Below are 23,786 nucleotides of genomic sequence, written 5' to 3' on the forward strand. Positions count from 1 at the left end.
AATAGATATGCAACGGGTTTAATCTGTGTTGGAAGTAGTTTCGTACCCCGACCATGACGAACCTCGTTATTTGATGAAGGGGGGCAGCAATTATAATGCAAACGCCATACCCGTTATCCCTTTGTGTAATGGAGGGGGCAGTTACGGAATCGGCTGTGTTTTCAGGGCCCCGGCAACTTCTTCGTGCATGCCTTCTTATCGGCTTTTTCCGGATATTTCTGTAGGCTCAGAGCCTTTTGGAGTGATGTTTGATTGACAGACTGGCCACTATTTCGCCCGTAACGTCAAGATCGGGACGGGTGATTGCAGCCCCCTCGTGGGTTATACGGGACTCTCTTGCGGCAAACTGCCGTTTTCTTGAGGGAAAGGTTGACGAGGTGGGGTTGCTTTTCTTCGAGACGAAGGCGTGTCTGGAATATCTGGACACCGACCTGCCGGGGAATCTTGCGAAACTGGAATTGGACTGGCATGTCCATCTGCCGCTGGATCTGGACTGGAACGACCCGCACACGGCAACCGGTATCTGCCTTGCCCTGATGGAGAAAATCGCCTATCTGGGCGTGCGGCGTGCGGTGTTGCACCCTCCCCGGCAGGGGGTCGATTTTTCCGGAAATGCATCGGGAGCCATGCGGGCTTTGGAAATATTTGCCGCAGGCTGGGAGCAGGCCGGGTTTGCAATCCGCGACTGCATGCTGGAGAATGTCTCCGGCGCTGATCTGACGGATATCTGGCACGTTGTGCGTGAAGCAGGGTATAGTGTGTGTCTGGACACGGGGCACATGCTGTCCTACCGTCAATATGGGCTTCTTGAATTGCCAGACCTGCAGGGACGGGTGCGCATGGTGCATCTCAATGCCCCGGGGCCCGACGGCAGACACCTGCCTCTGACGGCGTTGACGCCGGAAGAGCAGGCCCTTGTGGCCCGAATGCTGCAAACGGCGGACGACGATGCCGTGCTGATGATGGAGATTTTTGACTGGACTGGCATAGCGGATTCCATGCCGCTGCTGGATGCCATGCTCGGCAGCACAAGGGAGATCGCATGATCCGTCTTATTCTGGGAGGAGACAAGTCCGGCAAGTCGGCCTACGGTCTTCAGGTGTTTGAGCAGGGTGAAGGCCCGCGTCTGCTGCTGGCCACGGGGCAGGCGCAGGATTTTGCTTTCCGCCGCCAGATTCTTGACCACCGCACCGCCCGCAAGGCGGAGATTCAGGTGCGTGAGACCGGTGCCGGTCTGGTATCTGCCCTGCAGGAAGCTTCCGGCAGCTACCGTTCCATCCTTGTGGACAGTCTGGATTTCTGGCTTTTCGCCTGTGCAGGGAGTTCTGTAGCCGATGCTGACAGCACGGGCGGCGGGCATGCCGACCATACACGGTCCTTGATTGCCTGCCTTGCAAATTTGCCGCAGGGGACGGACGTGACATTCGTTTCCTGCGAAGCCGGATTGGGGGCAATTCCGGCCAGCGCCGAGGTTCGACGCTTTGTGCGCGATCTGGGGGCGCTCAATCAGGCGGTAGCCGCTGTGAGTCACGAGGTGTGCCTCATGGTTGCGGGATTGCCGTTGTATCTGAAGAGGTCTTGACGCATGTCCTATTTCAGAAAGCTGGAACCGGGTCTTTCCAATATGCTGGAGCTGTTCTCCCGCGATGAGCGTTGGCTCATCGTGGTGAACGCGGACCCTGACGCCATGGCCTCCGCCCTGGCCCTCAAGCGCATCATGATCCATCGTGTGGCGGATGTGGGCATTGCCCGCGTGAACGAAGTGACCCGCCCCGACAATCTGGCCATGATACGGTATCTGCGCATCCCCATGATGAAGCTCAACCCCACGGTGATCGCGCAGTACGACCGCTTCGCGCTGGTGGATTCCCAGCCCCACCACCATCCCCTGTTCAAGGAACTGCATTTTTCTCTCGTCTTCGACCACCATCCACTTTCGGCAGAACACCCCGTGGTGGTGGACTATAAGGATATCAAGACGGAATACGGGGCCAACTCCACGCTCATGACGGAGTACCTGTACAATCTGGGCATCCGCCCCGGTAACAGGCTCGCCACGGCGCTGGTCTACGGCATCAAGACCGACACGGGCAGCTTTGAACGCGAATTCTGCGACGTTGATGTCCGGGCGTTCCGTTACCTTTCCAAGTGGTCGAATCAGGCGCTGCTGTCGCGCATTTCCCGCAGTGAATTCCGGCTGGGCTGGCTGGATTATTTCTCCCGTGCTGTTTCCAGCATGCACAAGATCAAGTCGGGCTTCATGACCTATGTGGGCGAAGTGCCCAATGCCGATGCGTTGGTGGTGATAGCGGACTTCTTCATGCGCGTGCATGAAATCCGCTGGGTCGCCGTGGCAGGCGTGAGCGAGGACAAGCTGGTCATCATCTTCCGTGGTGACGGCGTGACCCGTGATCTTGGCCGTTTTGCCAACATGCAGTTCGGCGACATCGGTTCCGCGGGCGGCCACAAGGCCATGGCCCGTGCCGAGATTCCCATTGAAAAACTGGCGGGCAAGGATCTTGAAATGTATGTGCTCAAACGCCTGCTTTCGCCGCGCAAAAAGCCCAAGGCCGTTGCTCCCTGCGAGGATGAGGCCAAGGGAACGCAGCAGAAGCCCAAGGAGGCTGTCAAAGCCCTGCCTGCCGGGAAAGGAGGCAGCGGGCAGAAGGCCCTTGCCGAAGCTCCGCCCAAGGCTGCGAAAAACTAGTTCCGTCCGTTTGGATGCCGCTGTCCGATAAACGAAAAACCCGCCACAGACCGTAGGCGGGTTTTCTTTTGGGCCTGTGTGCTGCCGGTTGCCGACGGCAGAACAGCTTGCGGAGGTAAGCGAGGCCGGAAACAGGTGGCGGGGCGGAGAGCCATGCCGTGCCGTGCCGCAAGTTGCCTGTATGGCACGGGTGGCTGCGGGGTCGTCGGCGTTGCGCGTCGGGGCCTCAACGATACTACCTGGCTGAGCCTGTCTCAGAGTGACGGATGTTCTCTCGACAGTCCGATAAGGAGCCGCCGACATGTCCGTATGCCGTAGCGCTCTCCGTCCCGCCTGCGGAAAACCGGTCCTAGTAGCGGTTTTCCGAAAATGGTTGATGTCGGCAGGTGCCTCTTTCCTTGCTCCGTCAGCGTCCTGCCGGAGTCCGTCAGGCGTCTTGCGTCCCTGCCGGTCCTGTCATGTGCCGCATGCGCAGATGGCCTGTTCATGCAGCGGGGCCATGTTGCTCTGTTCCATCACGTCAAGGCACAGCACATAGGGTTTGCCTTCCGAACAGGTGCAACGTGTGGCCAGCGTGATGCAGCGGTTGCCTGAAGCCAGCGAGATGTAGGGCGCAGTGATGCACTCCTCAAGTCCGGCCTGAATGGGGATGAAATATTCCTTGAGCGAGTGGTCCGTTCCCTTTCTGGCAGGCTGGTAGATGAAGCGCTTGTTGGCGTTTATGTTCAGCGGGTTGCACAGCGTGTCCGTCACCTGAATGCCGGTTTCGTTCAGCACGTAGAGGCATTCAAGATTGGGAAAGGTCAGCAGCTGCTCCACCATGACCTGATTGAATTGCGATGCCGCCACTGAACTGAGGATGTCTCGCACGTGGCGGATGAGAGCGCGGTGGCTGGCCTGTTGTTCCTTGTGGCGCTCATAGCGGTTCAGCGAATAGGTGCGGTAGGCCTTGGCAACCTGCCGCATCCGCGAGGTAATGTCCTCCGGTTCCGAAGCGGGAGCGGGGCGCGCAAACAAATAGCCCTGCAGCACGTCCGCACCGGCCCCCATCAGGTAGACGGCTTCCTCCTCCTGCTCCACGCCCTCGGCCACGGTCATGGCCCCGATGCGGCGGGCGAGCGAGGTGAGCGAATTCACCACTTCCTGCTTGTAGAATTCCTTATGGATGTTGCTGATGAGGAACCGGTCGATCTTGATGACTTCCGGTTTGATGGAAGCGATGCGTTCCAGATTGGAATGGCCCGCCCCCACGTCATCCAGCGCGATGAGAAAACCAAGGGCACGATGCCGGTTGATGAAATGCATGAGGGCTGCCGTATCCTGCACCTGTGATTCGATGATTTCGATAACCACGTTGTTGGGGCTTATCCCGAGCGTGTTGGCAAGTGTTTCGATATGGCCGGAGCCGACAACGGTTGCTGTCAGCAGCGAGGCGTCCACATTGACGAAGAGCAGGAGTTCCTTTTGTTTTTCGTGCAGGGGAGCGAAATGGGTAAAGGCTTTTTCACGGCAGGCCCTGTCAAGCTTCAGGCTCAGTCCACGCAGGGCTGCAAGGGTGAAGAGCGTGTCAGGCGGGATAATCAGTTCGCCGTTGCCGACGGCACCTCTGCTCAGGGCCTCGTAACCGATGACCGTACCCTGCCGTATGGAAACCAGCGGCTGGAAATGCGTGATGATCTGACGGTTGTGGATGAGCGATTCTATGTCGAGTGTGTGGCTCATGGGAAATCCGGATCGTTTTCGGCGTGATCAGATGGTGTCGTGGCTGCCTGAATTTCGGTTCACGTCCGGTTGCAGAAGGGGCCGGACCGGCCCAAGGGTGGCGGTAAGGGCCGGTCCGGCATCTGTGTGTGGAGCGTGCTGCCTCTCGCGGGTGCGAGGGACATTGCCACGGGGGGGTGCGAGGGTTCCCCGTAGGCGTGCTATCTATTTGACCTCTCCGGTACGGACCCGGATGGCCTTTTCAATGTCCTGTACGAAGATGATGCCGTCGCCTTCCTTTCCGGTTTTGGCCCCGGACTGGATGGCATCCAGTGCTGCATCGAGTTTGTCTTCCGTGACGCCCAGTTCCAGACGAACTTTCTTGAGCAGGTTCACTTCCATGACGACGCCGCGGTAGGTTTCGGTGAAGCCCTTCTGCTGTCCGCTGCCAAGGGTGTTGGTTACGGAGAGAGCGTAGATGCCTTTGGCGTACAGCGCCTGCTTTACCGGGGTAAGCATTTCGGGCCTGATGTATGCGATGATCAGTTTCATAGTCGTATTCCTCCCTGCCTATTCCACGGTGAAGATCTGGAAGCCGTTGTAAGCCTCGGCGCCATGTTCACAAATATCCAGGCCCTTGAGTTCCTCTTCGCGGCTGACGCGCAGGCCCACGATGGTCTTGACGCTGGCGAAGACGATGTAGCCCATGCCGAATGCCCATGCGAAGGTAGCGCCTACGCCGATGAGCTGGGTGATGGTCTGGCCGAAGCCGCCGCCGTATGCCAGGCCGGTAATGGAACCGTAATTGGGGTGGGCCAGCAGGCCGACCATGATGGTGCCGAACGCGCCGCATACGCCGTGTACGGAGACTGCGCCGACCGGATCGTCGATCTTGAGTACGCGGTCGATGAATTCAACTGAAAGCACTACCAGAATGCCTGCCAGAAGGCCGATGATAACTGCGCCGGTGGGGGCCACTTCGTAGCAGCCGGCGGTTATGCCGACGAGGCCTGCCAGTGCGCCGTTAAGGGTCATGGAGATGTCGGGCTTGCCGTAGCGCATCCAGACGGTGATCATGGCCCCGAGGGTGCCTGCGCAGCCGGCAAGGCTGGTGTTCACGGCGATGTAGCCGATTGTGCCGTCTGCCACGGTGGTGGAGCCGGGGTTGAAACCGAACCAGCCGAACCACAGGATGAACACGCCCAGTGCAGCCATGGGGATGTTGTGGCCGGGAATGGCTTTGGGAGTACCGTCAGGGGCGTACTTGCCCGTACGGGGGCCTACGATCATGGCTCCGGCCAGTGCTATCCAGCCGCCGACGGAGTGCACAACCGTGGAACCGGCGAAGTCAGCAAAGCCCAGATCGCCCAGCCAGCCGCCGTTACCGGTCAGGCTGCCCCATGCCCAGTGGCCGGAGACGGGATAGATGAATGCCGTCACAAGCACGCTGACAATGATGTAGGCGGGGAACTTGGTGCGCTCTGCAATGCCGCCGGAAACGATGGTGGCAGCCGTGGCCGCGAACACGGACTGGAAGAACCAGAACGTCAGGTTCCACTGCCCGCCGGCTTCAACGCCGCTGCCGGATGCCATCGCGAAATCGCTCATGCCTATGAAGCCGCCGATGTCGGTGCCGAACATGAGGCCGTATCCGATGAAAAAGAAGATGATGGAGCCGGCCGCAAAATCCAGAAAGTTCTTCATGAGGATGTTGCTGGCGTTTTTGGCGCGGGTGAAACCGCACTCAACAAGGGCAAAGCCCGCCTGCATGAACATTACCAGAATGGCTGCAATGAGCGTCCAGAGAATGTTCGCGTTGTCCTGAGTCAGCATGGCGGGGGCGTCTTCTGCCATGGCCGTGGTGCTGAGGAGCAGAGTGAGTGCTGTGGCCCCGCCCAGAGCGGGGAGCAGCGTCCGCAACTGTGAAATACTTTTCGAAAGCATGGATTCCTCCTTATCGTGGGTAAACACCCTGTTCCCGTATCGTTTGCTCCTCTCAAAGCATCTTGCGTGCCATTTTGATTAACGTGCTGCAATTATTGTATATGTGAAAAAGTGCTGCGTTTTTGTAGTTTTCAAAAATCATTATTTTTACAAAAATGTACTAGTCTGTGTCATCTGAATTAACGAAATTGTAAATCTACGATATTTTGTGGTTTGATAATAATCGCAAAAATGTTTATTTCGTGGTTGACAGGGGTGATGCTCTCACCTATCTTCCCCGAAACTGATCCACTGAGGATCGAAAGGACTGTTTCTCAAGATGACCAACTTCACCGCCAACTTTGCCAACAGCTTCAATGCCGAATTCTATTTTTGGTATTACTTTAGCTATGGGAAAGCCCGTGGTGAGCTTGATCGTGCCTAACCAGCTGAAGAAACAGAACTAGGGAAAGGGTACAAGACAAGGGCCGCGGGCGAAAGCCGGCGGCCCTTTTTGTTTGCCGCCGCTTCGCCGGACAGGTCGAACATCATCAGGAGGCTCATATGTTGCTTGGAAAAAGCGTCCGTCTGGAACGCATCTTCAACCGCAATACTGGCAGAACCATCATTGTACCCATGGATCACGGCGTAACCGTTGGCCCCATCTACGGCCTCGTTGACCTGCCCGGAACCGTGAACAAGGTGGCTGAGGGAGGCGCAAACGCCGTCCTCATGCACAAGGGACTGCCCCGCTGTACGCATCGCGGCTACGGCAAGGATGTAGGACTCATCGTGCATCTTTCCGCCAGCACGTCCATTGCCACGCTGCCCAACGCCAAGTCGCTGGTCGGTACGGTGGAAGATGCTCTGCGCCTTGGCGCTGACGCGGTGTCTGTTCACGTTAATCTGGGTGACGAGACTGAACGCTACATGCTGGAGGACCTGGGCAAGGTGACCTCCCGTGCGGTAGAGTGGGGTATGCCGGTTCTGGCCATGATGTATGCCCGCGGTCCGAAAGTGAAAAATGAATTTGATCCGGAGATTATCGCCCACTGCGCCCGCGTGGGTATGGAGCTTGGTGCGGACGTTGTTAAGGTTAATTATACCGGCGATATGGACTCTTTTGCCGCCGTATGCGAAGCTTGCTGCGTTCCGATAGTCATAGCGGGTGGTCCGAAGATGGATTCGGATCGCGCGCTTGTTGAAATGGTGCATGATTCCGTCAAGGCAGGTGGTGCAGGGCTCTCCATGGGACGCAACGTGTTCCAGCATGCCCGTCCCGACCTGCTTGTGGCGGCGCTTCACGGCGTGGTGCACAGCGAGTGGACTGTTGATCAGGCAATGGACGTGCTGAACGGCCAATAGCCCGCCAGTGTGAAACTATATATTACGAGGGATTTCAGATGCATATTGGCAAAAAGATCAGAATGGAGCGTATTTTCAACCGTCTTACCAGCCGTACCATCATCGTGCCGCTGGACCACGGCGTAACCGTCGGCCCCATCGAAGGGCTGGTGGACATGCGCGAGACCGTGAACAGCATCGCCGAAGGGGGGGTAGATGCCGTTCTCATGCACAAGGGTCTTGTGCGTTGCGGACACCGTGAAGGCGGCAAGGATGTGGGCCTGATCGTGCACCTTTCCAGCTCTACCTCCATGTCTCCCATGCCCAACGCCAAGTCGCTGACCGCCTCGGTGGAAGACGCCATCAAGCATGGCGCGGACGGTGTTTCCGTGCATGTGAACCTTGGTGACGATACGGAACGCGAAATGCTTGCCGACCTTGGCAAGGTTGCGGCGCAGGCTTCCGACTGGGGCATTCCCCTGCTCGCCATGATGTACGCCCGCGGACCCAAGGTTCAGAACCAGTTCGATCCCACCGTGGTGGCGCACTGCGCCCGCGTGGCCGTGGAGCTTGGTGCGGACATCGTCAAGGTGCCTTACACCGGCGATATGGACACCTTCTCCCGCGTGGTCGATTCCACCTGCGTGCCCGTCGTTATCGCGGGCGGCCCCAAGATGGATTCCACCCGCGAGTTCATCCAGATGGTGCACGATTCCGTACGCGCTGGTGGTGCCGGTCTTTCCGTCGGCCGGAACATTTTCCAGCACAGGCGTACCCCACAACTGGTCAAGGCGCTTCGCGGTGTTGTCCACGAAGACTGGGATGTTGAACAGGCCATTGAAATAGTTGGCGAAGACTAGTTTTTACAAATTTGGAAAAATCATGAAAAAGGTACTGTTCAAGAGCGTCCCGTTCAATAAGGAGCATATTACGCTTGCTCTGGAATCCGGTGTGGATGCCATCATCGTGGCCGCGGGTGACGTGAAGAAGGTGGAAAGCCTTGCACGCTGCACCGTACTTGCCGAAGAGGCCATGCCCGTCATCGCCTTCGCATCCAAGAAGGATGAAGAGGAGGCAACGGCCCGTCTGGTAAAGGGCGAGAATGTTGCCATTGCGCGCGGGTGGGAGATCATCCCCATTGAAAACCTGCTGGCGCAGTCCGATAACGTGACCGTGGAAGTGGCGACCCTTGATGAGGCGAAGCTGGCTGCGGGAATTCTTGAACGCGGGGTCAACGCGGTTGTGGTGCTCCCCGAAGGCGTGGAGGAGCTGAAGCAGATCGTGGCTGAACTCAAGCTGTCTCAGGGCACGCTGGAACTGGTGCCCGCCACCGTTACCACCGTGCAGAACGTAGGTCTCGGACATCGCGTGTGCGTGGACACCATGTCCGTGATGAAGACCGGTCAGGGTATGCTGGTGGGGAACTCCAGCGCCTTCACCTTCCTTGTCAATGCGGAGACCGAGCGCAACGAATACGTGGCCGCCCGGCCCTTCCGCATCAATGCCGGTGCCGTGCACGCCTATGCGGTGATGCCCGGCGACCGTACCACCTACCTTGAAGAGCTTTCGTCCGGCGACGAGGTGCTCATCGTGAATCACGATGGCTCCACTTCTCTGGCAACGATAGGACGTTGCAAGGTAGAGGTCCGTCCCATGCTGCTCATCAAGGCCAAGGTCGGCGACGTGGAAGGCGCAGTGTTCCTGCAGAACGCGGAAACCATCCGCGTGGTGCGCAAGAACGGTTCGCCCGTCAGCGTGGTGTCTTTGAAGGAAGGCGACGAAATTCTGGTGCGTACCGATGTGGCAGGCCGCCATTTCGGCATGCGTATTCAGGAAGAGATCAAGGAAGGCTAGCCATGCCCGATTCCATATCTGACAAGACCGAAGACAATCCGCGCATGCAAGAGGTGCGCAGCGAGATCGACGAGACGGACCAGCAGATACTCCAACTGCTGAACCACCGCGCCTCGCTGAGCCTTGAGGTGGGAAAGCTCAAGCGTGGAAAGCAGGATGTGATCTTCAAGCCCTTCCGCGAAAAGGAAGTGCTTGAGAACCTGCGGCGCGGGAATTCCGGCCCCATCCCCTTCGAGCATGTCAACGCCATCTATCGCGAGATCTTTTCCTCCTCCCGCGCCCTGCAGCGCCCGCAACGCGTTGCCTACCTCGGGCCGGAGGGAACCTTCTCCTACTTTGCGGGTGTGGAGTTCCTCGGCAAATCCGTGGAATACCTGCCCCAGAAGAATCTGCACGAGGTATTCCGCGCGGTGCATTCCCGTGAGTGCGAGCTGGGGGTCATTCCGCTCGAGAACTCGCTGGAAGGTTCCGTGGGCCAGAGCCTCGACCTGTTTCTGGATTTCGAGTTGTACATTCAGGCGGAACTGTTCTGCCGTATAAGCCACAGTCTGCTCACCCGCGAGAGTTCACTGGCGGACATCACCACCGTGTATTCCCATCCCCAGCCTCTGGGGCAGTGCGGAAGCTGGTTGCGGGCGAACCTGCCCAACGCGCAGATCGTGCCCACCGAGAGCACGGCGGCCGCCGCGCGGCGGGTTCGCGACGAGAAGGGCGCAGCCGCCATCGGGCACGGCAAGCTTGCCGATCTGCTGGATCTGAAGGTGCTTGCACGCGGTATAGAGAACATGCCGGACAACTGGACGCGCTTTGTCATCATCGGGCCCAAGCCGTCCGACGGGGAAGGGCGGGACAAGACCTCCCTGCTGTTCTCCCTGCCGGACAAGCCCGGTTCGCTGGTCAGCGTGCTGCAGGTGATGGCCGTGGAAGGCCTGAACATGAAAAAGCTGGAGTCTCGCCCCATGCGGGGTGAAAAATGGCGCTACGTCTTTTTCGTGGACGTGGAGTCCGACCTCACCGGCGAGCAGTATGAGGCCCTGCTCAAGGAACTGCGCGGGCATTGTCAGTCCCTGCGTATTCTGGGCAGTTATCCGGCCGGACCGTATATCGACGTGTCCGCACGGGTGGATGAAAAGAACCTCCAGTCCGTGCCGAAGGCCGGCGAGGCCAAATAGCTGCGGGTGATGTTGTGAAATGCATGCTGTACCTCAGGCAGCGTGAGACGCGTGTTTTCTGAGGGCGGTTACGGCGTATCCCATCTCTCTGGCGTTAAGCCTGACGGAAATTGAACCGCGCTTGAATTTGACGCGGATACTTAGCTTGTACGTAAACGGGTTTCCAAAGGGCCGGTTGGCCCTTTGGCCCGCGGAGCGAAAAATCCTCAGCCCTCAACCATCGCCCGCAGGCCACGCCCATTATAAGGAATATGTCATGAGCAAAGTGATTGAAGTAGAAGCCCCATCGTCCAAGTCGGTCTCGCACCGCATGGTTATCGGTGCGGCGTTGGGCGTGGGCGAGTCGCGTCTTGCCAATGTGCTTGAGAGCGACGACCTGAAGCGGACCATGGACATCATGCAGGCCTGCGGTGCCCGCATCGAGCGGCTGGGCGAAGGCCTTTACGCCATCAGCGGCGTGGCGGGTACCCCCGCAGGCGGCCGCGATGAGCCTGTTTCCTGCTATGTGGCCGAATCCGGCACCACCTGTCGCCTCATGACCGCCATTGTGGCGGCGGGGCTCGGCAGATTCCGCATTCACGGTGCGCCGCGCATGCACGAACGCCCCATCGGCGAGCTGGTCATGGCCCTGCGTATGCTGAACATCGGCGTGGAATGGGAAGGCAAGACCGGTTATCCCCCTGTGATCATTGATACCAACGGCATGCCCGGCGGTGAAGTGAACATAGGCATGGACGAGTCCAGCCAGTACCTGTCCGGTCTGCTGCTGGCTGCACCGCTCGGCAAGACCCTGACCATCAACGTAACCGGTAAGAAGGTCGTGAGCTGGCCCTACGTGGGCCTGACCCTGAAGGCCATGGAAGAGTTCGGTCACAAATTCCGCGTCGAAATGCTGGAAGACGGCGAGTGGGTGGAAAAGGACTGGCGCACCATCCGCAACGTCATTCCGGGCAAGACCCGTTTCGTTGTCAAGCCGGGCTTCTATCGTGCCGGTGATTACCGTGTGGAAGGGGACTGGTCCAACGCCTCCTACTTCCTCGGTGCCGGTGCTGTCGGTCCCAATCCCATACGTATTTCCGGCCTGCGGGCGGACTCGCTGCAGGGCGACAAGGCCATGCTGAAGATTCTTCAGGACATGGGCGCGCAGGTTGATATTGAGCCCGACGCCGTGACGGTTCACCCCTCAAAGCTCAAGGGTATTACAGTGGACATGGGCGATTGTCCCGACATCGTGCCCACCGTGGCGGCTGTTGCCGCGTATGCGGAAGGCCCCACCACCGTGACCAACGTGGCGCATCTGCGCATCAAGGAATGTGACCGCCTTGCCGGTCCTGCCGCGCAGCTTGCCAAGGCCGGCATAAAGGTGGAGGTGCATGAGGACGGCCTGACCGTGCATCCTGCCGGTCGCGAGTCCATCACGGCTCCGGAGGGAACGGTGTTCGAGACCTACGGCGATCACCGCATGGCCATGAGTCTCTCGCTGCTCGGCTTTGCAGGCGTGAAGGTTGAGCTGGACGATCCCAAGTGCGTCGGCAAGTCCTTCCCGAGCTTCTGGCGCAAGTGGAGCAAGGTGGTCGCATGAGTCCGGATGGTTTTGAAGGCGACTTTAGCGGCGGCAAGATTGCCGTCATCGGGTCCAACGGTCGCATGGGGCGGATGCTTTGCAACCGTTTCCGTGCGGCGGGCTATGAGGTTGCGGAGCTTGACCAGCCTTTGACAAATACGTCACTTTCAGCTGGACTGTCAGGGGCGAGTGTGGTACTGCTGTGCATTCCTGCGGCAGCCTTTGTCACTGTTCTGCAACAAATCAGTGGTATTCTTCAGCCTCCGCAGGTGTTGGTGGATATAACTTCGGTAAAGGTACAACCCATGCATCAGATGCAACTCGCCTACAACGGCCCCATCGTGGGTACTCATCCTCTCTTCGGTCCCGAGCCGAAGGCGGACGAGGTGCGTGTTGCCGTTACCCCTGCTGAAGGGACTGACGAGAAGCATGCGGCCATGGTGGAAGAGCTGTTCGAACGCATCGGCTGCGAACCCTTCCGCACCACTGCGGAAGCGCATGACGAAGCCGCCGCCCTCATTCAGGGGTTGAACTTCATCACCACCGTTTCCTACCTTGCCACCTTGGCGCACAAGGAAGAGATCACGCCGTATCTCACGCCTTCCTTCCAGCGTCGTCTGGATGCCGCCAAGAAGATGATGACTGAGGACGCAGAGCTGTTCGAAGGGCTGTTTGAGGCCAATCCCAGCTCCCATAACGCCGTCCGTTCCTTCCGTAATATGCTGAACATTGCCGCCGGTGGCGACATCAACGTGCTCGTTGAGCGCGCTCTTTGGTGGTGGCGTGAGAATAATGATACGGGAGGGGTGCGTCATTAACTGACCACTGGCATAGAGTACAGAGTTCTCAAACGCCGCGTTCCTCCCGGAACGCGGCGTTTTTTTATCACTTCGGAAAATCGTGGATAAGAGCAATATGGTGCAAGAACCGGAATGCCCATCCCGCTAGACCGAAGACCGGAACGACAGAGGATGACATCGTTTTCGGGGCAGGGGCCGCTGGTCCCTGCGGGATGTGGACAAGAAGTCCACCGCCGGAGCGGAATAGATACAAACACAACAGGACGTCAGGGAGACAACCGAATGAACGTACTACTCAAGCAGACAGGCCAATGGCTGGCGGCGGATATTCAGACGCCCATCAGCCTGTTCCTCGGACTGGTGGGCTCAGGGCAGGGTTTTCTGCTCGAAAGCGCCGAGGTGGATGGCCGGTGGGGCCGCTACAGTGTGATCGGGTTCAACTTCCTGCTCCGTCTCGGCTGCAAGGAAGGCAAGCTGGAGGTCGCATCGCGCGACAAACGTTTGGATTTTTTGAAGCAATATGAAGGCATGGACTTCATGGATGGCGTGCGCGCCGTGAACAAGGCCGTGACCGTGGAGGCTGCGGAGGGTTTTGACAAGCTGCCGCCCATCGCACGCGGTCTGTTCGGCTATTTCGGGTACGGCGCTGCGGGCATGTTCGAGCCCAAGCTGCGCAACGTGCTACCGCCGGAAAACGCGGAAGCCTGCCTGGTGCTGCCGGGCACCGTCGTGCTCTTTGACCATCTGTACAACAAGCTCTGTCTGCTCACGCTGGCAGACGGCCTGAACGTACGTATGGACCGCTCCGCAGTGGAGCGCAAGGCCGAGCCGCCTGACGTGGGACCCATTACCACCATTCCGGACCGCGCCACCTACCTGCGCAACGTGGACCGTGTGAAGGAACTCATCCGGCAGGGCGAGGCCATTCAGGTGGTTATTTCCACCCGTTTCCAGGCTTCGTTCTCCGGCGAGCCCTTTGTGCTGTATCGCCGCCTGCGCCAGATCAACCCTTCGCCGTACATGTTCTTCATGCGTCTGCCCGGCGTGAGCCTTATCGGTTCTTCGCCCGAGGTGCTGGTGCGTAGCAGTCATGGTGAAGTGGAAGTGTGCCCCATCGCGGGAACCCGCCCGCGCGGTGCTTCCGAAACGGAAGACCTCGCTCTTGCGGAAGACCTGAAGGCCGATCCCAAGGAGCAGGCCGAACACGTGATGCTGGTGGACCTTGGCCGCAACGACGTGGGCCGCGTGTCCGCTCCCGGTACCGTGTCTGTGGACAAGTACATGCAGGTGGAACGTTTCAGCCACGTGATGCACATGACCTCCTATGTGAAGGGCAAGCTGCAGGAAGGCAAGGATGCGCTGGACGTGCTGGCCGCCACCTTCCCCGCAGGCACCGTGAGCGGTGCGCCCAAGGTGCGCGCCATGGAGATCATCGCTGATATCGAAGCCCTGCAGCGCGGTCCCTATGCCGGTGCGGTGGGCTGGATGAGTCTTGATAACGACAACGCCGACCTGGATACCGGCATTCTCATCCGTACCATGTGGGTGCGTGACGGATTGGTGCAGTGGCAGTGCGGTGCGGGCATCGTGCACGATTCCGTTCCGGAGAAGGAATGGGAGGAATGCCACAACAAGGCGCGGGCTCTGAAGGTCACCATCAACGGAACGGGAGACGGCGATGTTTTTGCTTATAGATAACTATGATTCCTTCACCTTCAATCTGGTGCAGGCCTTTCAGAAGATCGGAAGGAATCCGGAAGTATACAAGAACGACGATCCGCGCATTCTGGAGCTGGCGGAAAGCGGCACGCTGGAAATGGTGTGCATTTCCCCTGGCCCCAGCAATCCGCAGAACGCGGGGCTGTGCCTTGAGTTCCTGAAGCGTCTGCCCAAGACCGTGCCCGTGCTGGGCGTGTGTCTGGGACACCAGATACTGGGCTACTTTGCCGGAGCCAGCGTGGTCATCGGGCCGCGCATCATGCACGGCAAGTCCTCCATGCTGGAGCATGACGGCACGGGCATGTTCACCAACCTCGCCTCGCCCATGCAGATAGGCCGCTACCACTCCCTTATCGTGAATGTGCATGAGGCACCGGAACTGCTGGAAGCCACCTCGCACGTCCACACGGATGACGGGCAACTTGAAGTCATGTCGCTGCGCTACAAGGATCGTCCGTGGGTCGGTGTGCAGTTCCACCCCGAATCGGTACTGACGCCGGAAGGGGAGACCCTGCTGGCGAATTTTCCTGAGAATATTGTGTAAGGAGGCTACTGTGAAAACCGTGGAGATTCTCGAAACTCTGGCGGCGGGGAACGACCTTTCCGCAGAGATGGCGACGGTGGCCTTCTCCAGACTCATGGATGGCGAGATGAGTCCCGTACAGGCGGGCTCCTTCCTCATGGGACTGCGGCAGAAAGGTGAAACCGCGCTGGAAATGGCCACCGCTGTTTCCGCGTGTCTGGAACGTGCCCGTCTGGTGACGGGGCTTACCGGCAAGCGCATAGACCCCGTGGGGACAGGCGGCGACGGCAAGAACAGCTTCAACTGCTCCACGACAACGGCGCTGACGCTGGCGGGCATGGGCTATCAGGTGACCAAGCATGGTAACAGGGCGGTGTCGTCCTCCTGTGGCAGTGCGGACATCGTGGACGGCATGGGATTGCCTATGCTGCAGGAGCCGCAGGAGCTTCGGGCGGAATTGGCAAAGCGCAACTTCGTGTTTCTTTTTGCCCCCTACTTCCATCCCGCGTTCAAGCACATCATGCCCGTGCGGCAGGAACTGGGCATGCGTACCATGTTCAACCTGCTCGGGCCGCTGCTCAACCCCGCGCGCCCCACGCATCAGCTGCTGGGTGTTGCCCGTCCCGAGTACATGCAGCTCATGGCTGACGCGCTGGCGCTTTCGGGCATCGAACGTGCGGCCGTGGTGCATGGTGCCGGAGGGTACGACGAACTGACTCCCATGGGGCCTGCGCAGGTCATCATGGTGGAAGGCGGGAAGACCCGCGCGACAACCATCGACCCCGCAGCCTGCGGCATTGTTCCCTGCAAGCCCGAAGAGCTGGTCGTTACCGGTAAGGAACAGGGGCTGGCCGTGGTGAAGGAACTGCTGGGCGGCGCTGGCCCCGCAGCCATGCGGGAAATGCTGATTCTCAACGTGGGCGTGGCCGTGCACCTGCTGGAAGACGGCAAGGAACTGGCGCAGTGCATGATCATGGCGCGCGAGGCGGTCATGGCCGGTGTCGGCGGGAAGGTGATCCATGCTTGAGCGTTTCCGCATCGCCAAGGCCGAAGAGATTCGCACCCTTGAATCTCTTTCCGCGCAGAAGGCCATGCCCGCGCCTTTCGCGGGTTCCCGTCCTTCGTTCAGCGCTGCGCTGAAGAAGGAAGGATTGGCGGCCATCTGCGAATACAAGCGGGCGTCCCCCTCCAAGGGGGAGATCGAGATGGGGCTGTCTCCCGAAGAGGTGGCGCGCCAGTATCAGGAAGGCGGGGCCGCCGCCCTGTCCGTGCTGACGGAAGAGGTCTATTTCAAGGGCGACCTTGGGTTTCTGGACCGCATGACCTTTACGGGGTTGCCCCTGCTGCGCAAGGACTTCCTCTTCCATCCCCTGCAGATCGCGCGCACCGCAGCAACACCCGCATCCGCGCTGCTGCTCATCGTGCGCATGTTCGATGACGCGGCACTGCTCAGGGAACTGCTGGACATGACCCATGCCATGGGCATGGAGGCGGTGGTGGAGGTGTTCGATGAACGAGATCTGGACATGGCCCGCGAGGTAGGCTCGCGGATCATACAGGTGAACAACAGAAATCTGGATACATTGCAAACTGACCTTGCCATTTGCGAGCGACTGGTGCAGGACCGTAGCAGAGCTGAAGTTTGGATAGCCGCCAGCGGTATATCCACCCCGGAGCACAGACGGTATGTCGAGTCTCTGGGATACGACGCAATGCTGGTGGGCACCGCGCTCATGCAGGGAGGCGCGCCGCGAAAGGCGCTGGAAGCCCTGCTTGCGTAGGGAAGCCCCCGTTGCAGGCAAGGAGAACAGGAAATCATGTTGGATAAGGAAATCTTCGTTAAGGTGTGCGGCATAACCAGCCAGCACGATGCCGATCTCTGTGTGCGGTATGATGCGGACCTCATCGGGTTCATCTTCCATGAGAAGAGCCCCCGCAACATGACCGTGGAAAAGGTGCGCGCCATTGAAACGCCCTCGCTTATGCGTACCGGCGTGTTCGTGGATCAGACTGTGGACGAGGTGAAGCGCATCATGCAGCACGCCCGTCTGAATCTGGCGCAGCTGCACGGCGATCAGGACATCGAATTCTGCAAGGTATTGGGCAAGACGCGCGTCATGAAGGTTTTCTGGCCGGAACGGTATGCCACGCGGCAGGATCTGGAAGCGGACATGGAGCGTTTTGCCCCGTACTCCCGCTTCTATCTCCTGGAAGCAGGCTCCGCAGGCGGAGGCCACGGCAAGGTACAGGACTGGTCCTTCCTTGCCGGACTGCGTGGCATCAAGACGTGGTTCATCGCAGGCGGCCTTGGGCCGGATACGCTCAAGCAGGCCATCATGGGCTGCAACCCCTGCGGCATCGACCTCAATTCCGGTGTGGAAAGCGCTCCCGGCATCAAGAGCGAAGAAAAGCTCAAGGCCGTGTTCGACATGATTCATAATCCGCTGGTGGGATAGACGGGAAACGTCGGAGGCGAGGCATCTTGTCTCCGGCGCGCAGGGCGCTGCCCTGTACCTTGATAAGCGAGATACGTCCGTCGTTGGACAGGCTGTGTAGCTTCACACCTTGTGCATTGTTTCAAGGTGGGGAGCTTGTCCGCACTGCCAGTCTGACGCAGACGGCGGGCTTGTACGTGAAAGGGGTTCCAAAGGGGAGTTTCCCCTTTGGTCTTGGCGAAGCGCTTTGTACAGAGGCGCCGCAGGCACAACAACTCAACCACGACGCAGGTCTTCTCAAACTTCAGCAAACGAGCAGATCATGAAAAAAGGATACTTCGGCGACTTCGGCGGCCAGTTTGTGGCGGAATTGCTTATTCCCCCGCTGCGCGAGCTGGAGCACGCCCTTGAAACCATAGTTCCCTCCCCCGAGTTTCAGGCCGAGTTCTCGGCATTGCTGCGAGACTACGTGGGCCGCAAGAGCCCGTTGACCCATTGTCCGACCTTGTCGAAGGAACTGGGCTTCAACCTGTGGCTCAAGCGTGAGGATTTGAACCATACCGGTTCGCACAAGATCAACAATACTCTCGGTCAGGCGCTGCTGACCAAATACATGGGCAAGCCCGCCATGCTGACCGAGACCGGTGCAGGCATGAACGGCGTGGCCACCGCCACGGCGGCCCGTGCGCTGGACCTTGACTGCATCGTGTTCATGGGCGCGACGGACGTTGCCCGCCAATCGCACAACGTGCGGCGCATGCAGCTGCTTGGTGCGGAGATCGTACCCGTGCAGAACGGCACCAAGACCCTGAAGGACGCCATCAACGAGGCGTTGCGCTACTGGATTGCCGAGCAGCGTACGCACCACTACTGCTTCGGCACGGCGGCAGGCCCGCACCCCTTCCCCACGCTGGTGCGCGAGTTCCAGTCCGTTGTGGGCCGCGAGGCGCGTGAGCAGATTCTGGAAAAGACGGGCGAGCTGCCCTATGCCGTGGTTGCCTGCGTGGGCGGTGGCTCCAACGCCATCGGCGCGTTCCATGCCTTTGTGCCGGACGAGTCCGTGCGTCTTGTAGGTGTGGAGGCTGCAGGCACCGGCGAACCGGGATGCTACAACTCTGCGCCGCTCAACCTTGGCTCGCGCGGCGTGCTGCATGGGCAGATGACCATGCTGCTGCAGGACGAGGACGGCCAGATCCTGCCTTCGCACTCTGTTGCGGCGGGACTGGACTACCCCGGCGTCGGGCCGGAGCATGCCCACCTGCACGATTCCGGCCGTGCCCACTATGGCACCGTCAATGATGCGCAGGCGCTGAAGGCTTTCATGACCCTTACCCGTTCCGAGGGCATCATGCCCGCGCTGGAAAGCTCGCACGCTGTTGCGTGGGTGCTGGAAAACAGGGACCGGATTCCGAAGGGGGCCAACGTCATCGTCAACCTTTCCGGTCGCGGCGACAAGGACATGGACATCATTGAAGAGCACCTCGGTGCACAGCCCGTGCACGGCAGGAAAGGGTAGGGTGGCAGCATGACGACTTCAAAACTGACGGAACGTATCCGCAAGGCAAACGCCGCCGGCCGCAAGGCGCTTATTCCCTTCATTCCCGGCGGGTTCCCCGACCTTGAACAGTTCTGGACGCACCTTGAGGCGCTGGATGCCGGCGGGGCGGACATCATCGAAGTGGGCGTGCCCTTCTCCGATCCCTGCGCCGATGGTCCCGTAGTGGAAAAGGCTTCCATTCAGGCGTTGGAGGCGGGCGTATCGCTCAAGTGGTTGTTGAACGGCCTGAAGGCCCGTGCTGGCCGTTTTCAGGCCGAGCTGGTGCTGATGGGCTATCTGAATCCCTTCCTGCAGTACGGGTTTGAGAAGCTGGCGGAAGACGCTGCCGCTGCAGGCGTTTCCGGGTTCATCATCCCCGACCTGCCGCTGGATGAGGACGCCCCCTATCGTGCGGTTCTACAAGGCAAGGGTATGGCCCTTGTCCCGTTGGTGGGCCTGAATACCGACCTTGAACGCATGAAGGCCTATGCGGCTGTTGCGAAGGGATATGTGTATGTGGTTTCGGTGCTGGGTACCACCGGCGCGCGCGAAAGCTTCCCTGCGGAACTGGCGGATGCGCTGGCCCGTGCACGCGAGGCATTTGATCTGCCCATCGCGCTGGGCTTCGGCATCAAGGAGCCCGCACAGCTTGAGGTATTCGGCGATTCCATCGATGCAGTCATCTTCGGCAGTGCGCTGATCACGCATATCCGTGAAACAGGCAGCGCGAAGGCGTTTATGGCCCGCTGGGCCTAGGCGCTGCCTTAAACAGGTTCTTAAAGCCGGTTTCCGTAACGGGGGACCGGCTTTTTTGTCTCATGTATTTTCAACCGGAAGTTTGCCGGTAACTCTCTTCTGTTCCTTATAGTTTTATCAATTGTTGTCCGGCAATGCCTGTGGGCGGCTATGCCGGACAGAACTCTGGCATGTTCAACCTGTTTCCGTCGGAGGAACTGCGTATGCAATTCAAGGTGTGTAATGCGGAGGTTACACGGCTTGTGTCGATTGCTCTGCTTCTTGTTCCTTTGCTTCAGCAATGATTGTTGGAAAAGAAATGCTGACATGAGGGGGAGCAAGGATTATAAGTAACTAGTAGTAATATATCTTCGGATGAACGTTATGAAACAGTTGTTGGCAATTTTTCTGATTATTTCCGCCGTGTTGGGGTCTTGGGCATTGGCCCTTGCCGACAAGGAGGGGATTCATCACAAGGTAACGCTGCCGGTTGATGACTGGCCGCCTTACCGTACGATCTCCAGCGGGTCCATGAGCGGGTTGGATTTTGACCTCATGAAGGAGTTGGCCGGCCGTCTTGGTTTCAGGCTGAATTATCAGCCGATGCCATGGAATCGCAGCCTTGCCCAGATGAAGCAGGGTAAGGCGGACGCCATGACCGGTCTTGCGCGCAGGCCTGAGCGTGAGCTGTATATTTATTACATTGAGCCGCCGTATTCATCGTGCTCCACGGTATTCTATACCCCCAAAGGTCAGGGGGATTCCATCCGAACCTATGAAGATCTCAACGGCAAGCGTCTGGGGTTTGTGCTCGGGTCGGCCTACTTTCCCCGCTTTGATGAAGACAAATCATTGAACAAGATGGGAGTGGTGGCGGAAGAGCAACTGATACGGATGGGGCTTGCCGGTCGGCTGGATGTGTTTGTGGGAACTGACTGTCAGGTTGATTACGAAATCATGCAGCAAGGTTTGGGGGATAAACTGGAGAAAGCCGTTTACCGGCCGGAAAACAAGGTTGATCTGTATTTGGGCGTATCGCGCTATTCTCTTTTCTTCGAGCATGTGGATGAACTTGAGCGGGTTATGCGGCAGATGAAGCGCGATGGTACCTTGAAGCGCATCAACGATGCGTACTTTGCGCCCAAGGTCGGTGAAAAGTCCGGCAAGCAGCATAAGTAAGCCAACGGTATTTTGCTATACCTCTCAAAAACAGGGCCTGTCCGTTTCGATTTGCGTACCGGACAGGCGTTTTGTTTTTCCTTCTGCCGGATTTATCCGGCGCGTTAGAGAAAAAATATGCTTTAACGATGGGTTGGTGATGGTGAGAGGCTTCCCTCCGACATTGTCTTAGGCTATCGTCTGTTTCATGACCGATATGATACGTCGCAAATTCGTCATTCAGGGACAGGTGCAGGGAGTGGGCTTCCGGCCTTTCGTGTACCGCATCGCGTTGGATAACGCCATGACCGGCATCGTCAGCAACACCTCGGATGGGGTGTTTATTGAGGTGCAGGGCGCGGTCGGGGCCGTCGAGCAGTTCGGTCGCGACCTGACCGACAAGTTGCCCCCTCTGGCACATGTGGTGTCCCGGACGGAAGAAGACATGCCTGTGCAGCAAGGCGAGGAGGCTTTTGTAATCATTGCCAGCACGGGCAGCAACGGCAATACGGTGCTCATCAGCGCAGATGTGGCCACCTGCGACGACTGTCTTGCGGATATGTTCGATCCGGGCAATCCGCGTTACCTGTATCCCTTCACCAACTGCACCAACTGCGGCCCGCGATATACCATCACGCGCTCCATTCCCTACGACAGGGACAAGACGTCCATGGCGTGTTTTCCGCTGTGTCCTTCGTGCCGTGAGGAGTATGAGAATCCGCTGGACCGGCGATTCCATGCCCAGCCCAATGCCTGCCCCGAGTGTGGCCCCCATGTCTGGATGACCACGCCGGATAAGGAAAGCGCTGATGCGCAAGGGCCGGAGCAGGCGCAGGTGTGCCGCGATACCGAGGCCATCCGCCAGACCGCCAAGGCCTTGAGCAAAGGGCACATCGCCGCCATCAAGGGACTTGGCGGATTCCATCTGGCTTGCGACGCCACCAACGAGAGTGCCGTTACCGCCTTGCGCACTCGCAAGAACCGTTGGGGCAAACCTCTCGCCGTTATGGTGCCCGACGTGGAGGCGGCCCGCAGGCTGGCTATTGTCAGCGATGCGGAGGCGGCCCAGATGGCAAGCAGGGAACGGCCCATCGTGCTGTGCCGAGTGCATGAAGACAGCCCGCTGGCGCCTGCCGTCATGCCGGATACGCATTACGTGGGCATCATGCTGCCGTATACGCCGCTGCACCATGTGCTGTTTCACTTCCTGCGGGATTTTTCCGAGGGGCAGGTTCCGGCGCTTGTGATGACCAGCGGCAACATGAGCAGCGAGCCCATCGCGCTGGGTAACCGTGAGGCATTGAAGCGCCTGCACGGCATTGCCGATCTTTTTCTGCTGCATAACCGCGACATTCTCATCCGTACCGACGATTCCGTCGTGCGCGTGCATCCGGAAACCGAAGAACGGCAGTTCTTCCGCCGTGCGCGCGGGTTTACGCCGCGCCCCGTGTTTCTGGAGGGCGACGGCCCCTGCGTGCTCGGCGTGGGGCCGGAACTCAAGAATACGCTCTGCTATACGCGCGGTGCGCAGGCCTTTGTGTCGCAGCACATCGGCGACATGCAGAATCTGGAGACATACGGTTTTTATCAGGAGATAGCCTCCCACCTTGCGGACATCCTGCAGGTGGAGCCGCAGGCCGTGATCCGCGACCTGCATCCCGATTATCTTTCCACCCGTTTTGCCGAGGGCTACGCCAAAAAGCGCGGCATTCCCGTGCTGAGCCTGCAGCATCATTACGCCCACATCCACAGCGTGCTGGCGGAAAATCGTTATGAGGGGCCAGCTCTTGGCCTTGCCTTGGACGGCACGGGATACGGCGAGGACGGCACCATATGGGGCGGTGAATTGCTCTATGTGGACAATGCGGAGCTGGAGCATGAACGCATCGGCCAGCTTGCGCCCATGCCGCTTCCGGGGGGCGAGGCTGCCATCCGCGAACCGTGGCGCATCACGCAGGGCCTGCTCTGGGAGCTTGGCGCGTTTGAGCCCGACATGCGCATCTGGACATGGTGGGAAGAGTATTCCAAGGCGGCGTCCTTTCTGCCGCAGATCATGGAACGGCGCATCAACACACCCATGACCTCGTCATGCGGGCGGCTCTTTGATGCCATCGCGGCCATGCTCGGTGTTTGCCATACCGTGAAATACGAAGGGCAGGCCGCTATCATGCTGGAAAAGATTCAGGACTTTTCCGTAACAGATGGGTACGAGTGCCCCATTCTGCCGGATGCCCAGCCCGCCGTGCTGGATACCCACACCCTGTTCATGCAGGCCTACATGGACTGGTGCATGGAGGTGCCGGAATCCGTTATCGCCCGCCGTTTCCATGTGGGGCTCATCAATGGCGTGACAGAGTTGACCGCTGCTGCGGCCGGAATCATGGGCATAGAGGTCGTGGGGCTTTCCGGCGGGGTGATGCAGAACCGGACCATGAGCATTGAATTGCCCAAGGCGTTGCGCGAGCGCGGACTGACCCCGCTGGTGCATACGCAGTTGCCGCCCAATGACGGGTGTATTTCGTTGGGGCAGGCCGCGTGGGGCAGGAAGATGCTGCTGCGGGGGTAGTGTTGGCTGAGACTGTTTTTTGGGAGCAGGCAGAAATGCCTGCTCTTT

General features: G+C 59.2%; 21 protein-coding genes. 18 read left to right on the forward strand and 3 right to left on the reverse strand.

Features of this window, described 5'->3' with window-relative positions:
• Positions 1-248 precede the first annotated feature (248 nt).
• Genes cbiR through N1030_RS15270 form a run of 3 tightly spaced genes read left to right on the forward strand, consistent with a single transcriptional unit; the run spans position 249 to position 2,707 of the window.
• Positions 249-1,046: a cobamide remodeling phosphodiesterase CbiR gene (cbiR, locus tag N1030_RS15260; RefSeq protein ID WP_265826371.1), complete on the forward strand. Its 798-nt coding sequence runs from the start codon at positions 249-251 to the stop codon at positions 1,044-1,046.
• On the forward strand, positions 1,043-1,582 hold the full coding sequence (locus N1030_RS15265; RefSeq protein WP_265826372.1) for a bifunctional adenosylcobinamide kinase/adenosylcobinamide-phosphate guanylyltransferase: 540 nt from the start codon (positions 1,043-1,045) through the stop codon (positions 1,580-1,582). The genes cbiR and N1030_RS15265 overlap by 4 nt, the downstream gene beginning before the upstream one ends.
• Before the next feature lie 3 nt (positions 1,583-1,585).
• A complete protein-coding gene (locus N1030_RS15270) occupies positions 1,586-2,707 on the forward strand; it encodes a DHH family phosphoesterase (RefSeq protein ID WP_265826373.1) in 1,122 nt (373 codons plus the stop codon).
• Positions 2,708-3,163: 456 nt separating this feature from the next.
• On the opposite strand, the gene N1030_RS15275 is transcribed toward N1030_RS15270, so the two are convergent.
• From N1030_RS15275 to N1030_RS15285, 3 genes are all read right to left on the reverse strand, one after another.
• On the reverse strand, positions 3,164-4,429 hold the full coding sequence (locus N1030_RS15275; RefSeq protein WP_265826375.1) for an EAL domain-containing protein: 1,266 nt from the start codon (positions 4,427-4,429) through the stop codon (positions 3,164-3,166).
• A 204-nt stretch (positions 4,430-4,633) separates the two neighbouring features.
• On the reverse strand, positions 4,634-4,960 hold the full coding sequence (locus N1030_RS15280; protein ID WP_265826376.1) for a P-II family nitrogen regulator: 327 nt from the start codon (positions 4,958-4,960) through the stop codon (positions 4,634-4,636).
• Positions 4,961-4,978: 18 nt separating this feature from the next.
• Complete coding sequence (locus tag N1030_RS15285; protein WP_265826377.1) at positions 4,979-6,352, reverse strand: ammonium transporter; 1,374 nt, start codon at positions 6,350-6,352, stop codon at positions 4,979-4,981.
• A 543-nt stretch (positions 6,353-6,895) separates the two neighbouring features.
• Between N1030_RS15285 and N1030_RS15290 the strand changes: the two genes are divergently transcribed.
• From N1030_RS15290 to hypF, 15 genes are all read left to right on the forward strand, one after another.
• Complete coding sequence (locus tag N1030_RS15290) at positions 6,896-7,696, forward strand: 2-amino-3,7-dideoxy-D-threo-hept-6-ulosonate synthase (RefSeq protein WP_265826378.1); 801 nt, start codon at positions 6,896-6,898, stop codon at positions 7,694-7,696.
• A gap of 38 nt (positions 7,697-7,734) precedes the next feature.
• Positions 7,735-8,535: a 2-amino-3,7-dideoxy-D-threo-hept-6-ulosonate synthase gene (locus N1030_RS15295; RefSeq protein WP_265826379.1), complete on the forward strand. Its 801-nt coding sequence runs from the start codon at positions 7,735-7,737 to the stop codon at positions 8,533-8,535.
• A 22-nt stretch (positions 8,536-8,557) separates the two neighbouring features.
• Entirely contained in the window at positions 8,558-9,529 is a 972-nt protein-coding gene (locus N1030_RS15300; protein WP_265826380.1) for a 3-dehydroquinate synthase II family protein, read from the forward strand.
• 2 nt (positions 9,530-9,531) lie between these two features.
• On the forward strand, positions 9,532-10,701 hold the full coding sequence (gene pheA / locus N1030_RS15305) for a prephenate dehydratase (RefSeq protein WP_265826381.1): 1,170 nt from the start codon (positions 9,532-9,534) through the stop codon (positions 10,699-10,701).
• Positions 10,702-10,957: 256 nt separating this feature from the next.
• Positions 10,958-12,283, forward strand: a complete 1,326-nt coding sequence (gene aroA / locus N1030_RS15310; RefSeq protein WP_265826382.1) for a 3-phosphoshikimate 1-carboxyvinyltransferase — start codon at positions 10,958-10,960, stop codon at positions 12,281-12,283.
• Entirely contained in the window at positions 12,280-13,083 is an 804-nt protein-coding gene (locus tag N1030_RS15315; RefSeq protein ID WP_265826383.1) for a prephenate dehydrogenase/arogenate dehydrogenase family protein, read from the forward strand. The genes aroA and N1030_RS15315 overlap by 4 nt, the downstream gene beginning before the upstream one ends.
• Before the next feature lie 264 nt (positions 13,084-13,347).
• Positions 13,348-14,763 carry an anthranilate synthase component I family protein gene (locus tag N1030_RS15320; protein ID WP_265826384.1) on the forward strand — a complete coding sequence of 472 codons (1,416 nt, stop codon included), beginning with the start codon at positions 13,348-13,350 and terminating at the stop codon, positions 14,761-14,763.
• Positions 14,744-15,328, forward strand: coding sequence for an anthranilate synthase component II (locus N1030_RS15325; protein ID WP_265826385.1), 585 nt, complete (start codon positions 14,744-14,746; stop codon positions 15,326-15,328). The genes N1030_RS15320 and N1030_RS15325 overlap by 20 nt, the downstream gene beginning before the upstream one ends.
• A gap of 10 nt (positions 15,329-15,338) precedes the next feature.
• A complete protein-coding gene (gene trpD / locus N1030_RS15330) occupies positions 15,339-16,334 on the forward strand; it encodes an anthranilate phosphoribosyltransferase (RefSeq protein ID WP_265826387.1) in 996 nt (331 codons plus the stop codon).
• Positions 16,327-17,088, forward strand: a complete 762-nt coding sequence (locus tag N1030_RS15335; protein WP_265826388.1) for an indole-3-glycerol-phosphate synthase — start codon at positions 16,327-16,329, stop codon at positions 17,086-17,088. The genes trpD and N1030_RS15335 overlap by 8 nt, the downstream gene beginning before the upstream one ends.
• A 36-nt stretch (positions 17,089-17,124) precedes the next feature.
• Positions 17,125-17,763 carry a phosphoribosylanthranilate isomerase gene (locus N1030_RS15340; protein WP_265826389.1) on the forward strand — a complete coding sequence of 213 codons (639 nt, stop codon included), beginning with the start codon at positions 17,125-17,127 and terminating at the stop codon, positions 17,761-17,763.
• A 301-nt stretch (positions 17,764-18,064) separates the two neighbouring features.
• A complete protein-coding gene (gene trpB, locus N1030_RS15345; RefSeq protein WP_265826390.1) occupies positions 18,065-19,258 on the forward strand; it encodes a tryptophan synthase subunit beta in 1,194 nt (397 codons plus the stop codon).
• A gap of 9 nt (positions 19,259-19,267) precedes the next feature.
• Positions 19,268-20,035: a tryptophan synthase subunit alpha gene (trpA, locus tag N1030_RS15350; protein ID WP_265826391.1), complete on the forward strand. Its 768-nt coding sequence runs from the start codon at positions 19,268-19,270 to the stop codon at positions 20,033-20,035.
• A gap of 363 nt (positions 20,036-20,398) precedes the next feature.
• On the forward strand, positions 20,399-21,193 hold the full coding sequence (locus N1030_RS15355) for a substrate-binding periplasmic protein (protein WP_265826392.1): 795 nt from the start codon (positions 20,399-20,401) through the stop codon (positions 21,191-21,193).
• Between the two features lie 187 nt (positions 21,194-21,380).
• Entirely contained in the window at positions 21,381-23,738 is a 2,358-nt protein-coding gene (gene hypF, locus N1030_RS15360) for a carbamoyltransferase HypF (RefSeq protein ID WP_265826393.1), read from the forward strand.
• Positions 23,739-23,786 lie beyond the last annotated feature (48 nt).

It is taken from the genome of Desulfovibrio mangrovi (assembly GCF_026230175.1).
GTDB lineage: Bacteria > Desulfobacterota > Desulfovibrionia > Desulfovibrionales > Desulfovibrionaceae > Halodesulfovibrio > Halodesulfovibrio mangrovi.